This is a genomic window from Roseimicrobium gellanilyticum, from assembly GCF_003315205.1.
GTDB classification, from domain to species: Bacteria; Verrucomicrobiota; Verrucomicrobiia; order Verrucomicrobiales; family Verrucomicrobiaceae; genus Roseimicrobium; species Roseimicrobium gellanilyticum.
Genome location: NZ_QNRR01000001.1, coordinates 489,201 through 502,701 on the forward strand (window position 1 = coordinate 489,201; position 13,501 = coordinate 502,701).

A 13,501-nucleotide genomic window follows, 5' to 3' on the forward strand; every position below is an offset into this window, starting at 1 on the left:
GTCTCCACCAGACTAGGCAGCGAGCAATCCCTGGACGCGTTCAAGACGACCGAGCACGCGCTCCTTGCCGAGCACGAGCATCATGGCCTTCACATCGGGTCCACGAGTCTGGCCGCTCAGGGAGAAGCGCAGCAGGGGCATGAAGGCACCGGCCTTCACCTTGAGCTCGGCAGCGAGGGTATTGATGGTGGCGGTGATGCCTGCCTCGCTCCAGTCGGCGGTGGCTTGGAGCGCGGGGCGCAGGGCGGTGAGGAGTGCGGGGTGCTGTGCATTGCCCTTGAGCTTCGTCATGGCTTCGTCTTCGAAGGGGAAGTCCTCGCGGAAGAAGAAGTGCACCCAGCCGGAGAACTCCGTGGCGACGCTGACTTTTTCCTTCACGGTCTCCAGCGCACGCGCGGCGAAGTCTTCATCCGTGACCTGAATGCCATCCTGCTCCAGCCATGGCTTTGCATAAGCCACCAGCGCCGCGCCGGTGAGGTCGCGCAGGTGCTGTTGATTCAGCCAGGTGCACTTCACCATGTCGAAGCGCGCATTGCTGTGGTGAATCTCGCTCACGTCAAAGAGGTCCACCGCTTCCTGTGCGGTGAATTTTTCGCGGTCGAGCTTCGGCGTCCAGCCGAGCAAGCAGAGATAGTTGAAGACCGCCCCGGGGAGGAAGCCTGCCTTCTGGTAGCTCTCGATGCTCGCGCCCTCGTCGCGCTTGCTCATCTTCGAGCCACCCGGATTCAGGATGAGCGGGATGTGGCCAAACTTCGGCGGTTCGGCATCAAGTGCGCGGTAGAGGTCGATGTGTTTCCAGGTGTTCGGCAGGTGGTCCTCGCCGCGGATCACGTGGGTCATCTTCATCTCAATGTCGTCCACGACATTCACGAAGTGGAAGATGTAGCCACCATCGGGGCGGCGGATGGTCATGTCCGGTTCATCCGTCGCGGCGAACTGGACGTCACCACACACGAGGTCGGGCACGAGAATGGGCACGCGGCTGAACTTGAAACGCACCGCGCCATTTTCCTCCGTGTAGACACGGCCGGCGGCTTCGAGCTTGGCCAGGTAGGCATCGTAGATGGGCTTGCGCTGGCTCTGGAAGTAGGGGCCGGTATCGCCGCCTTTTTCCGGGCCTTCATCCCAGTCCAAGCCGAGCCACTTCAGACCGTCGTAGATGGCCTGGCGGGCGGGTTCGGTGTTGCGGGCCTCGTCCGTGTCCTCAATGCGCAGGATGAAGGCGCCGCCGGACTTGCGGGCCAGGAGCCAGTTGAAGAGGGCAGTACGGGCGCCACCGACGTGGAGGTAGCCGGTGGGGGAGGGAGCGAAGCGAACACGGATGGACATTCCCGGCATGTAACGAAGGAACGCCCCGGCCTCAAGCCCCAAGCGTCCCCGGAGAGAATTTGAACTACTTTCCCCCGGTGCACACCAAGTGCAGGGTCCCCGGCGTTAACCCCTAAAGTGCTTGGAACTTAAGACTTCCCCCGTATCCTCCCGCGCATGAAGAAGCTGAAAAAGAAGGCGCTCATTGTCTTTCTCACCCTGGCGGCGCTGCTCCTCGGGGCTGGCACGGGTGGCTACTTCTGGGTCGCCGGGAAGCTGGAGAAGGAATCCCTCATCGCCCAGATGGAGGAGGCGTGGGACTGCCGCGTGCAATTGGAGAGGACGGAGGTGAACCTGCTCAGCTCCCCCGCCTCGGTGAAACTGATTGGCCTGAAGATGGTGCCCAAGGATGACGAGGCGGAAAAGCCGCTCGCCCAGCGCGCGCTTATCAAGGATGAGGAAGTGCTGGTCGGCGCCAGGGAAGCGGTGCTCTCCATGGAGCTCATGGACCTCCTGAAGGGCACGCTGAAGGTGGAGAAGCTGCACCTGGAGGGCGCGCTGGTGCGCATGCTCATCGATGAATACGGCGACAGCAGCCTGGATGAGCTCTTCGACGACCCTTACGAAAAGGACGACGACCACTACGAGTACGTCGAAGTACCCCAGGCGACTGCTGCTCCTGCACCCAACGCTCCGTCTCCGGCGGTGAATCCGGCACGTGCGCCAGCACCGGCTCCTCCTGTACCTGCTCCCGCGCCTGCGCCTGAGAACACGGCCCCGCCGGCACTCGTCCCACCTACGCCCACTCCTGCTCCCACGCCCACGCCCACGCCCACGCCGCAGCCGAATCCCGACCCGGTGGCCACGCCTGTACCCCCCGTGGGTGCTGAGCCTGCTCCTGCCACTCGGGTGCCTGCGCCGGTCCCCGTTGCGCCTTCACCTGTAGCCACTCCTCTTCCAGCAGCGACTCATACCATCGTGGTGACGAATCCGGATGGGACGAAGGTGACTCTGGTCCGGAAGAAGAAGGCCAAGAAGAAGAAAAAGAAGCGCGATAAGAAGGAGATGTACGCCAATGAGCTGAAGCTCAATCTCGACATCAAAGAGGTGTCCATCAGCAACGGCCTTTTTGAGAACATCGACATGGAGAAGGGGACCTACCTCACCTTCAGCAATCTGAATGTGGCCATCAAGAACATCGACATCGTGCCCACGGCGCTGGCCACGCACAACCGGTGTGACCTTGAGATGAAGTCCGGCATCAAGTTCGTGAAGACCGAGAAAAAACAGGAGGTGACGGTCGCGGACTTCGCCTTTGAAGGCACCGGCAAAGTGGCCCCTTTCGATGCGACCAGCGGCCTGTGGAGTCCGGACCTCAAGCTCGAAATCCTGCTGAAGAAGGGCGGCCTGCTGGGTGGTCTTCCTTTGGGCAAACAATTGGGTAAGAAAGATGCGAAACGCGTGGCCGAGTACGGCATCAACCTTGATGAAGTCGCGATTGGCGGTGTGCTGACAGAGGACACGAAGACCGGCATCCACGTGGTGCGCGGCAGCAAGATCATGCTGGAGGGCGACACCCGCTTCGCCTTTCCTCAGTATGAGATCACCATGCTGGACAACAGCTGGTTCAACGCTCCCGAGGACGCCATCAATGCGCGTGCGAAGCTGGTGGTGAGTCCTGAGCTGACCCAGAAAATCATCGAGGACGCGAAGAAGGTCCTCGCGAAGGAACTCGGCGCCCATGAGGCGGTGAATGTGGTGGTCGAGCTCATTGGCATCGCGCTAATGGATGAGCAGAAGCGCCTCGCGGTCCCTTTCCGTGCCAAGGGCTCCATGTCCAAACCGGATGTGAGCCTGGATACAGCGCTCTCCGACGTGAAGGACAAGCTCAAGGACGCCGGGAAGAGTTTCCTCAAGAGCCTGCTGGAGGACGCGACGAAGTAGGAACTCCAGCTTTAGCCTGGCGTTGAGGGGCCGTGCCTTGTGATCCATGTTTTGCCTGGTGATTGCGGGGCAAAGGTTGTTCATTGGATGGTGCTTCGAGGGGCAGGGGGTGTTCATTGCCTAGTGAAGAGGAACCTCGGTCAGTCGCAGGTCGTGCCGTTTGGCATTGCGAAGACTGAATGGCCCAATGATGCACGGGGCGCATTCAAACTCCCCACCACGACTCCTGCCCTTCAGGAGATCGAGTGCATGCGCCGTCAACCGCACTCCCATGAATATCACATCCTCTCACACCACCAACGAGGGGCGATTCACACGCTTCGGACTGGCCGCTTTGGTCAGCCTGACCTGTGGAGGTCTTGCCCTGGCACAATCACCATCTTCAACTCCCGCGACTCCGCCTCCGGATGCGGCCATCACCCTGCCACCGGTCACGGTCACAGCAGAGACACCCTTGCGTACCAGCGAGGATTTGCTGAACCTGCCGCAGTCCATCACCGTGATCGAGCACGAGGACCTCATCCGTCGCCAGCCTCGCACACCCATCGAGGCGCTTCAGGAGGAGCCCGGCATCTGGGCGGTCAGTGTGGCCGCTCAGGGGTCGCCAATCATTCGCGGGCAGCTTGGCAATCGCAATCTCTATCTTTGGGATGGCGTGCGTATCAACAATGCTGCCGGGTTCGGTGGTCCAAGTCCGTTCTTCAATCAGTTTCCGATTGGTGCACTGGACCGTGTGGAGGTCATCCGTGGTTCGGGTTCCGTGCAGTACGGAAGTGACGCCATCGGAGGTGTCTTGAATCTCATTCCCCGTCGGGCGTCGTTCTCCGACACGGTAAATGTGGGTGGTGAATTGTACGGTCGCTACGGCTCGAACGATGATGAGTTCACCGAGACGCTCGATGTGCATGCCACGGGGCCCACGCTTGCTTTTTCGGCAGGCATCACGCGACAGGATGTCGATGACTACAAAGGTCCCGGTGAAGGCACGCTGAGTCCGACGGGATACGAGGCGACCGGAGGCTATGCCAATCTGGCATTTCGTCCGGCGGAGGGGCACACCTTCAGACTCTCGTGGATTCACAACCGGCGCGACGATGTGGAAACGTATGTGCAGTCCAAGCTGAATGCGAACGGCGTGCCGCGTATCTTCACCCCGGATGAGACGCGAGGGATTGTGAAGTTCGACTACACGGCGGAGAATCTTGGCTCCTGGAGCGATGAGTTGAGAGTCTACGGCTACTACCATTACTACGACCAGCTCTCTGAACGCCGCCGGCAGAACGATACCAACTTCAGCAATACCAAGACGACGACCGACCAGGAGGTCCTCGGCGTGGGTGTTCAGAATGCCGTCTCGTTCGAGAAGCACTCCGTCCGTCTCATCTACGGCGTGGACTACCGCTATGAGATGCTGGATTCCTCCATCAGCCAGTCCATCTACGACTATGCCTCTGGAAACACCAGCGTGGTGGAGCCCTATGGCAATGTTCCCGATGGCACGTATGATGTGTTCGACGCGTTCGCCACGTTTGAGTTTCGCCCCACGGAGAGACTGCTCCTTACGGTTGGTGCTCGCTTTGAAAACTCCCACATCAATTCAGACCCGTCGCAGAGTGATGTGATCCCAGATGCGGGTTATGACATCAACGACCTCTCGATTGATGAGAGCTGGCAATCCGTCACGTGGAATGCCGGAGCCATTTACAATGTCACGGAGAACTGGGATCTCGTAGCCAATATCGGCAGCGGATTCCGTGCGCCGGGGTATTGGGACCTGCTGAGCGCGGGTACACCCACCTTCTCCAGCCGTATTGCCTACCTGCCGAGCCCGAATCTGGACCCGGAGAAGTCCATCACGTATGAGTTCGGTCCGCGCTACCATTCATCGCGCACGAACTTCTCGCTCGTCGGCTTCTACACACGGCTGGATGACCTTATCGGCTCCCAGACGGAGGGGACGGTGACACTTCCAGGACAGGGCACCTTTGCTGCCACTCATGAAGCAAACATCGGCGAGGGATATGTGACCGGCGCTGAACTCGCGCTGGCTTATGAACTGGCGGACAACTGGACCTTCTTTGGCAATGCCACCTACACCTACGGGAAGGACACTGCGAGTGGATATCCCCCGCGGTTCATTCCTCCCTTCTTCGGCACGGTGGGATTGCGCTATGAGCACCCCTCGGGTCGCTGGTGGGTCGAGGTGGTGGAGGTCTTCTCCGACCGCCTGCGCAGACACGCGCCGGATGATGAGCAGGATGCAGGCTTCTCCAAGGATCCGGCTTACGGTTCACCCAATGACACCAACAATCCGCCGCTGCGCGATGACTTCTCCCTTCCCGGATGGGCCATCACCAATGTGCGTGGTGGGGTGAATGTGTGGCGCGAAGGGGACCGGGCTCTGGACCTGACGCTTGCCTTCAACAACATCTTCGACACGCGTTATCGCGAAGCCTACGCCCAGCGTCAGAAGGTGGCTCCTGGCTTCGGCATCGTGGTCGGTGCGCGTTTGACCTTCTGATTCGCGATGCTGCCTGGCGTCACCAAGTCGATAAAGGCCATTGCGGCCACCACAGCGTGCTTGCTGTGGTGGTCCGCTATCGTGATGGGTCAGGCTGTTCCGTCCTCCACGAAGCTGGCATTCGTGGGGGTGTGGGAGCGTTCCATGCCGCTGCTGGACCAGGCGTGCCGTGAGCATGGTGTGTCTGCAGGATTCTATTCTGCCGGTGAGTTCGCGAAGTTGGACGGCAAGGAAGTCTCGGCATTTCCAGTTGTGCTGGTGCTTAACATTGATGCCGCGAGCACCTCGGCACTTACCGCAAAGCTGAAGGAGGCCCATGAGGTCAATGCTGCGCAGAAGGTGCTCTCGCTCGACACGCGTGACAGCCAGGTGGACCTCGAGAAGCAAGGCTTGCTGGTTCAAGACCCAGCGCTGCGCAGCTACTGGCGGGGGAATGGGCCCACGAATGTGACCCGCATGATTGGCTATTGCGGGAAGGCATATCTCGGATTGGAACGCGAAGTGCTGCCTCCCATCATCATTCCGGAGTTCGGCTACTATGCGCCGGAGCACGAGGATGCTTTCACGGACATTGAGCGGTACCGTGAGTTTCGAAAATCAACACAACATTGGAAGGATGATGCACCGGTGGCGGTGCTGGTGATCCAGCAGTCTTTTTGGATTACGCGAGACCTGAAGGTGGTGAATGCGCAGATGGAGGCCCTGGAGCGGCATGGGCTGAATCCTGTGGTGATCTTTGGTGACAGCGCGGACAAGGTGAATGGCCTCATTCGTGCAGCGAAACCGGCGGTACTGATCGAGGACCGTCATGGCTCGAACTGGAACAACGGTGAGTTTCTCAAGGAGCTGGATATCCCCTATTTGCGGCCGGTATCCATGCTGGGCTCCACGGTGGAGGAGTGGCAGAAGAATCCGCGCGGCCTGTCTTACCAGGACGTGGGCCTGTTCATGTCTCTGCAGGAGTACTGGGGCACCGTCGAGCCGATGGTCGTGGGTGGATTGCAGGCGAGCATCCAGGGATTCCGTCTGCATGAACCCATCCCCGACCGGGTGGAAGCCTTTGCGGCACGCGCGGCGAATCTGGTGGCCCTCCGCACGAAGAAGAACCCGGAGAAGAAGATTGCCATCATCTACTACAACAAGGGGCTCGGGCAGGATGACCTGATGCGAGGAAGTCCCACGGGGGCATTTCTAGATGGTCCGGAGAGTCTGGTGCGTTTCCTGCCGCGCTTGCAGAAGGCGGGCTATGCGATGGAAAACCTTCCCGCCACAGCCGCGGAACTGATTGAGACTTTGAAGAAGAAGGGGCGGAACATCGGGCCGTGGGCTCAGGGGGATTTGGAAAAGCTCGCGGATGAAGGGGAGCCTTCTTTGATTCCTCTCAGGGCGTATCAGAAATGGTTTGATGCCCGTCTCAGTGAGGAGGCTCGTAAGGCAGTGGTCGACAAGTATGGTCCACCACCTGGACGACTGATGGTGGTAAAGCGCAACGGTGAACCGCATCTGGTGATTCCGCGCATCCAGATGGGGAATGTCATCCTGACGCCGCAGCCCGAACGCGGACACAAGCAGGACGACAAGCTGCTGCACTCACGTGATGTGCCGCCACCACACAGCTATCTGGCCTTCTACTGGTGGCTTGAGGAGGAATTCGGGGCGGATGCCATCCTGCACTGGGGCACGCATGGATCCCTGGAACTTCTGCCAGGAAAGGAGAATGGCCTCTCCAAGGATTGCTGGAGTGATGTGTGCGTCAGCAGGATGCCGGTCGTCAATCTGTGGATCACGGACAACCTTGCTGAAGCTACCGTTTCGCGTCGCCGCTCCTATGCCACGCTGGTGGATCACCGGGTGCCGCCAGCACTCACGGCAGGTCTCTCCGAGGAGTTCAAGACGCTGCATGATGACATCCACAAGTTCAACACGCTTGAGCCGGGATTGCTGAGGGAGGAATTCCGCAAGGGCATCAGTGAGCAAATTGTGAAGGAAAGCCTGGAACTCGTGGCGCGGGCTCCAGAGGGTAAGAAGCCCTTCCCGGATGAGGTCATCGCACGTGTCGACGATCATCTGCATCATCTTTATGATTCACAGACGCCTACGCGTCTGCACATTCTAGGGCAGCCGCCGACGGAGCAGGAGCGACTTCCGTATCTCACTTCGATTTTGGGATTACGGTATCTCAAGCACTTGAGTGAAGCTGCGCCCTTCATCAGGAACATGGAGCATGACAAGCAGATGCAGCGGGATGCTGCCGCACGTCTGTTGGGAGATGCATTGGAGGGGAAAGTGGAGACCGCCATGCCGCGTACGCCGGAGATTGAGAAGGATGTGACCTTTGCCCGTGACGTGCAGGAGCGGCTCATGAATGCCGATTCGGAGATCACCGGGCTCATTCATGCGCTGGACGGTGGCTACACGCTACCGGGACCGGGGCCGGATCCGATTCGGAATTCAGGTTCATTGCCTACGGGCAGGAATCTGTATTCACTGAATCCCGAAGAGATCCCCAATCGGGCCGCGTGGGAAGTGGGATGCAGGTTGGTGAATGATCTGTTGCGCGATCGCAAGCCAAAGAAAATTGGCATGGACCTCACCGGCATGGAGACCATGTGCGACTACGGAGTCATGGAGGCGCAGATTCTTTTTCTGCTTGGTGTTCGTCCCGTGTGGGACCACAACAATTTGGTGAATGACGTCGAACTCATTCCGATGGATGAGCTGAAGCGTCCGCGTGTGGATGTGTTTATTGCGGTGGGAGGCGACTACAAGGAGACCTTCGGTTCCAGGATGGTGCTGCTGGATAAAGCGGTGCGACTGGCCGCAGCGGCGAAGGAAGAGCACAATCCCGTGCGTGATGCGGTGGCAGAAATGGAGACCCGATTGCATCGTCGTGGGTTCTCCAGCGTCCGGGCATCGCAGTTCTCACTGGCGCGCATCTTCGGCACGAAGCCGGGGAACATGACCGGCACGCACATCCTCTACCTTGTGCCACGCTCTGGTGTCTGGGAAAATCAAGATGAGATCACCAGCGTGTACACGGATAACATGAGCTACGTGTACAGCGGTGAAGTGTGGGGGGAGAAGGTGGATGGCCTCTATGAAGAAGCCATCCAGGGTACTGATACCATCTTGCGCGTGTGGGCTTCCAATATGACCAGCCAGCTCACCAACCATCACTCTTACGAATATTTCGGTGGACTCAGCATGGCCGTGAAGAAGCTCACGGGTTCCACACCGCAGGCGCTGATTGCCGACGTGCGCAATCCTGATGGCGCCAGCATTCGTGATCTGGAGGAAGTGCTGGCCACCAACCTGCGTTCAGAGCTGCTCGGCAAGAAATGGCTCCAAGGCATGAAGGACCATGACTATGCCGGAGCGGGACACATCGCGGAGATGGTGAAGAATACCTTTGGCTGGTCTGTCACGCGTCCGGAGAGCGTCTCCCAGCAAACCTGGACGGACATCTATGAAGTGGTGCTGAAAGACAGGCACAAGCTTGGTCTGGAGGAATGGTTCGAGAAGGTGTCGCCCCATGCCATGCAGGAGATTGCAGCCACGCTGCTGGAGGCGGCGAGGAAGGGCGTCTGGCAGGCATCCGAGGAGCAGATTGCCGACATCACCCGTATGTATGCGGATTCCGTCGCGAGGCATGGCGACTCAGGCGGCCTCGTGAGTGGCGGCAATGTGAAGCTCGCCACCTATGCGGCCAAGACCTTGATTTCAGGGGGCGAGGCCAAAGACCAGGAGCTTGCGAAGGCGATGCAGGAAGCGCTCGCCAAATCTTCAGCAGCCGGAGCAGAAGAGAAGGTCGTGGGCCAGAAGCTGGAAAACGTGACGGAACAGAAACAAGTGGAAGAAAAGCAAGCGCCGGCAGAGGCGCAGGCAGGGAGGCCAACTTTCAACTGGAGCTACCTCGCAGGGGCCTTTGTTCTTGCGCTGCTCATCGTGGGATTCTTCAGAAAGTCAGGCTCGGTATGATGGATGCAATCCAACATGCACTCTATGTGCTCTCAAATGCGCTGTTGCTTCCTACGCTCCTGGCCATTCTGATCATGGCAGCGTGGAGCATGCTGCTGCTTGGAGGGCTGGTGCGGGAGTGGTTCACAAGGCCGAGGGTCCAGCGAGTGCTGCGAGAGGCCCGGCACCTCGCGAAGCAGCAGAAGTCAGTGAAGTCCCCGGGAAAAGCAGATGGTGGAGCTCTGGTCCGGTGCTTGAGTGAGTGCACCTTAGGACTTCCGGCGAGACTTGCTGTCCTGCTCGGGCGTGATGCTCCGGAATTGTCCGACTATGCGAAGAGTCTCGATGATTTGGAAGGAGAGGTGGCCGCTTCACTGGCGCAGCTTTCCTGGCTCACACGTGTCGCGCCCATGTTGGGACTCATGGGTACGCTCATACCGCTCGGGCCAGCGCTTACCGGTCTGGCATCCGGGGATGTCGCGGTGCTCTCCAGCCATCTCGTGGTGGCCTTCACTGCCACGGTCATCGGAGTGCTCATTGGCTGCTGTTCCTTTACCATGGGGCTGGTGCGGAAGCACTGGTATCAGCATGACATGGGGGAGCTGGAATACATTTTTGCCCAAGTCTCAACGGGTGTGGCTACCCGTGGCACGCACATCGGTAAGGAGCCATGAGACGCAAACCGAGAAAGTGGGACGAAGGTTCCGAGGATGACCCGGCAGCGGGTCTGCTGAATCTCTTCGATGTCTGGATCGCTTTTGCTGTGGCGCTGCTGCTGGCCATCTTGAGCTATGAAGTGCTGGATCGGAGTTCCTCCGGCACCACGGCCACGATGATCAAGAATGAGGGCACTCCCGAGATGGAAATCATCAAGAGAGACGGGATGAAAATTGAGCGGTTTCGCGCCAGCCCGGAATCGCTGGGTGGCGACGGTGAACGTCTCGGCACCGCCTACCGGCTGAAATCCGGCGAGGTGATCTATGTGCCCGAGAGGAAGGCCCCGGGGAAGTGAGAGGCTTCTTCTAGGAGTACAACCATTGCTGGTCAGGCCGGAGGCCTAACATCCGCTGTCAGACGGGACGCCTAACCTCCGGGCACCTACTCCCGCATCGTGATCTTGTTCACGAAGATCATCATCTTCTGGAACTCGGGCACGGGATGTTTCTCCGCCTTCCAGCTGAAGACCTGGATGGTGGGGCGTTTCTGCTCACCGGTGAGGATGATGGCATTGATCTCCAGGCTGCGTTCCGCGCCCTCAGGGACCGGGAGCTGCTTGGCCTCGACGGTCGTGGGATTGTCTCCATTCTTCAGGCCTCCGATGACCAGATGCTCCTCGGCATTGTCCTGGACGGTGGCGACGTCGAATCCATTCACAGACACGCGGGTGGCATAGCCGAAGGATGCAATCTGGAGCACGCCAATCCGGTCCGGCACCGGGCAGGCTTTGGGCACGGCCGGGACCTCGCCAGTCGGGGCGAACTCGGGATCATCGAGGAAATTAGCGCGACCACCATTCTTCAGGGCAGCCTGAATTTCCGGGGCCGAGCCGAGATTGATGAGCCGGGTGGTATCGAACTTCCAACCGGTGCTTTCCCGGACGAACTTCAGGATGAGGAGGCTTTCAGGGATTTCGGACTGGTCGACGAGCCCGAGGTCCACCTTGCCAAAGTAGGCGAGATTGGCGGTGTTGCCCTTCACGGTGCTGCCCAGGAATCGTAGGGTGGCGATCTCCGGCGGCCTCATGGGAATGGCGAAAAGCGCGTGCGGGAACGGCTGTTTCTGGCTCACGATGAGGTTTCTGGTGAGCATCTGCCGGTGGGCGGCGGTGCTCTGCTGCCAGCCGCTCAGGTCTGCGGCGATGAGGGATTGCTTCCACGCGCCGTACGACCGCTCCAGCTGCCGGCGAAGTTCCGGGTCCTCACCCCGCAGAATTCCGGCGGTCAAGAACAGGAAGGCGAGGAAGCGCACGAAAGTCATGGAAACTTCATCGTAGCAGCCCGACCGGCGGATGCAAAACGTTGCGGCAATTCTGCGCATTAAAATTGCCCACCACGACAAAAACTGGCAGGATTGGTGCTTGTTTTTCGCGGGTTCCCTCCCTCTCAATCCCCAGAACCGTAAAAGTATTTGCCGACGTTGAGAATCTCTTGATTATCCGCGCCTGCTTTCCCCCAATACATGCTTTCCCAAGATGACAGCCTGTCCAAGCCAGCTCCGATTGATCGGAATCGTGAGCTGCTGAAGACCGCGCGCGAAGAGATTTACAAGACCGTCGGTGGCGTGAACCTGCCGGTCTATATTTGGGAACCGGAATCTGGAAAGGCTCCGCCCTACCCGAAGAGCGTCATTGCCTTCTTCTACAGCAGCGGCTGGGATAATGGGCAGGTGAGCCAGTTTGCCCCTCACTGTGTGTACTTTGCGTCCCGTGGCATGCTGGCCATGGCCTTTGACTACCGGGTCAGCGCCCGGCACGGCAGCACCCCGGTGGATGCCATGGCGGATGCCCGCTCGGCATTCCGCTGGCTGCGACTGAATGCAGTGGAGCTGGGCATCAGCCCTGGAAAGATTGTCGGTGCGGGTGGCAGTGGCGGTGCGCATATCGCCGCAGCGTCTGCCATGGTGAGCGGCTTTGATGAGGCCGGAGAAGACCTCTCCATCCCTTGCGCTCCGAATGCGCTGGTGATGTTCAACCCGGTGCTGGACACCTCCAAGAAGGGCTTCGGCTTTGATCGCTTCACTGAGCCGGATCAGGCCAAGCGCGCAAACCTCGCCGGGGCGATTGCTCCGGGACTGCCCCCGACACTCATCTTCCATGGCACCCAGGACCGCGTGGTGCCGTTCGACGCTTCCTTCGACTTTGCGAAGCGGATGAAGAAGAAGAAGAACATCTGCGAACTCATCGTCTATGAGGGCCAGGGTCACGGGTTCTTCAATTTCAACGTGTCGTTCGATATCTACCAGGCGACCTTGAACGTCATGGATGACTTCCTTGTGGGTCAGGGCTTCATCGAGCCGGACCCAGACGCTCTATCAGACGTGCTCTAAGCGGAATGTCACGCAATGCCGGGCCAGTCTTCCGGCATGGGGATTGGACAACGGTTGCTTGCACGGTTCGCGGAACCGTCCAACTTCCTCAGCCGTATGAACTACCCACTGCAGTTGCGTTTCAAAATCCTCGCTCTTGCTCCCCAGATCTACGTTCAGGACGCGGGCGGTCAGGAGGTCTGCTACGTGAAGCAGAAGCTCTTCAAGTTCCGGGAGAAGGTGGAGGTCTTCACCGATTCCTCCCGCAAGAGCCTGCTGGCCACCATCCAGGCGGACCGCATCATCGATTTCAATGCGAACTATGCCTTCCGCACGCCGGAGGGCGTGCAGATAGGCAGCGTACGCCGCCGGGGCTTGAGGTCCCTTTGGAAGGCGCATTATGAGATCCTCGATGGAAATGGGCAGGTAGCCTATGACATCCGGGAGGAGAATCCCTGGGCCAAGATTCTGGATTCGATGCTCGGGGACATTCCGATTGTGGGTCTTTTCACCGGATTCTTTTGCCACCCGAAGTATTCCATTTCCCGTCAGGGCAGCGCGGTGATGCGGTTCACCAAGAACCGCGCCTTCCTTGAAAGCAGCTTCAACATTGAGAAACTGGGCGACCTGCCCGCCCAAGATGAGCTGCCCATCATCTTGTCCCTGCTCATGTTCGGCCTCTTGGAAAGGTCGCGCGGCTAGCCCCGTTAGTGACTCGGCCCCCCAGTGGGGCCGGCGAAAGTTTTG

Annotated in this window: 9 protein-coding genes; 7 read left to right on the forward strand and 2 right to left on the reverse strand. The window is 59.4% G+C overall.

The features are described from left to right. Positions 1 to 12: 12 nt before the first annotated feature. The gene (locus DES53_RS02005; RefSeq protein ID WP_113956531.1) at positions 13 to 1,329 is read right to left on the reverse strand and encodes a glutamate--tRNA ligase; all 1,317 of its coding nucleotides are present in this window, start codon (positions 1,327 to 1,329) and stop codon (positions 13 to 15) included. Positions 1,330 to 1,485: 156 nt separating this feature from the next. Here DES53_RS02005 and DES53_RS32725 point away from each other — a divergent pair, with 156 nt between their 5' ends. The 5 genes from DES53_RS32725 to DES53_RS02030 all read left to right on the forward strand — a co-directional run bounded on the left by DES53_RS32725 (position 1,486) and on the right by DES53_RS02030 (position 10,742). Then, positions 1,486 to 3,252 (forward strand): hypothetical protein, encoded by a 1,767-nt coding sequence (locus tag DES53_RS32725; protein WP_113956532.1) that lies wholly within the window; start codon positions 1,486 to 1,488, stop codon positions 3,250 to 3,252. A 271-nt stretch (positions 3,253 to 3,523) separates the two neighbouring features. Then, entirely contained in the window at positions 3,524 to 5,773 is a 2,250-nt protein-coding gene (locus DES53_RS02015) for a TonB-dependent receptor plug domain-containing protein (RefSeq protein ID WP_113956533.1), read from the forward strand. A 6-nt stretch (positions 5,774 to 5,779) separates the two neighbouring features. Further along, a complete protein-coding gene (locus DES53_RS02020; RefSeq protein WP_113956534.1) occupies positions 5,780 to 9,751 on the forward strand; it encodes a cobaltochelatase subunit CobN in 3,972 nt (1,323 codons plus the stop codon). Then, positions 9,748 to 10,404, forward strand: a complete 657-nt coding sequence (locus DES53_RS02025; protein WP_113956535.1) for a MotA/TolQ/ExbB proton channel family protein — start codon at positions 9,748 to 9,750, stop codon at positions 10,402 to 10,404. Before DES53_RS02020 ends, DES53_RS02025 begins: the two co-directional genes overlap by 4 nt. Further along, positions 10,401 to 10,742: a DUF2149 domain-containing protein gene (locus DES53_RS02030; RefSeq protein ID WP_113956536.1), complete on the forward strand. Its 342-nt coding sequence runs from the start codon at positions 10,401 to 10,403 to the stop codon at positions 10,740 to 10,742. The genes DES53_RS02025 and DES53_RS02030 overlap by 4 nt, the downstream gene beginning before the upstream one ends. Positions 10,743 to 10,828: 86 nt before the next feature. Here DES53_RS02030 and DES53_RS02035 read toward each other — a convergent pair whose 3' ends face one another. Further along, positions 10,829 to 11,707, reverse strand: a complete 879-nt coding sequence (locus DES53_RS02035; RefSeq protein WP_113956537.1) for a hypothetical protein — start codon at positions 11,705 to 11,707, stop codon at positions 10,829 to 10,831. 201 nt (positions 11,708 to 11,908) lie between these two features. Here DES53_RS02035 and DES53_RS02040 point away from each other — a divergent pair, with 201 nt between their 5' ends. Further along, complete coding sequence (locus DES53_RS02040; protein WP_113956538.1) at positions 11,909 to 12,775, forward strand: alpha/beta hydrolase; 867 nt, start codon at positions 11,909 to 11,911, stop codon at positions 12,773 to 12,775. A 96-nt stretch (positions 12,776 to 12,871) separates the two neighbouring features. Beyond that, a complete protein-coding gene (locus tag DES53_RS02045) occupies positions 12,872 to 13,456 on the forward strand; it encodes an LURP-one-related family protein (protein WP_113956539.1) in 585 nt (194 codons plus the stop codon). The last annotated feature ends 45 nt before the right edge of the window (positions 13,457 to 13,501 follow it).

Bases quoted from the DNA above. Each gene is read 5' to 3' on its own strand.
- DES53_RS02005 (WP_113956531.1), bottom strand. From the start codon at position 1,329: ATGTCCATCCGTGTTCGCTTCGCTCCCTCCCCCACCGGCTACCTCCAC.
- DES53_RS32725 (WP_113956532.1), top strand. From the start codon at position 1,486: ATGAAGAAGCTGAAAAAGAAGGCGCTCATTGTCTTTCTCACCCTGGCG.
- DES53_RS02015 (WP_113956533.1), top strand. From the start codon at position 3,524: ATGAATATCACATCCTCTCACACCACCAACGAGGGGCGATTCACACGC.
- DES53_RS02020 (WP_113956534.1), top strand. From the start codon at position 5,780: ATGCTGCCTGGCGTCACCAAGTCGATAAAGGCCATTGCGGCCACCACA.
- DES53_RS02025 (WP_113956535.1), top strand. From the start codon at position 9,748: ATGATGGATGCAATCCAACATGCACTCTATGTGCTCTCAAATGCGCTG.
- DES53_RS02030 (WP_113956536.1), top strand. From the start codon at position 10,401: ATGAGACGCAAACCGAGAAAGTGGGACGAAGGTTCCGAGGATGACCCG.
- DES53_RS02035 (WP_113956537.1), bottom strand. From the start codon at position 11,707: ATGACTTTCGTGCGCTTCCTCGCCTTCCTGTTCTTGACCGCCGGAATT.
- DES53_RS02040 (WP_113956538.1), top strand. From the start codon at position 11,909: ATGCTTTCCCAAGATGACAGCCTGTCCAAGCCAGCTCCGATTGATCGG.
- DES53_RS02045 (WP_113956539.1), top strand. From the start codon at position 12,872: ATGAACTACCCACTGCAGTTGCGTTTCAAAATCCTCGCTCTTGCTCCC.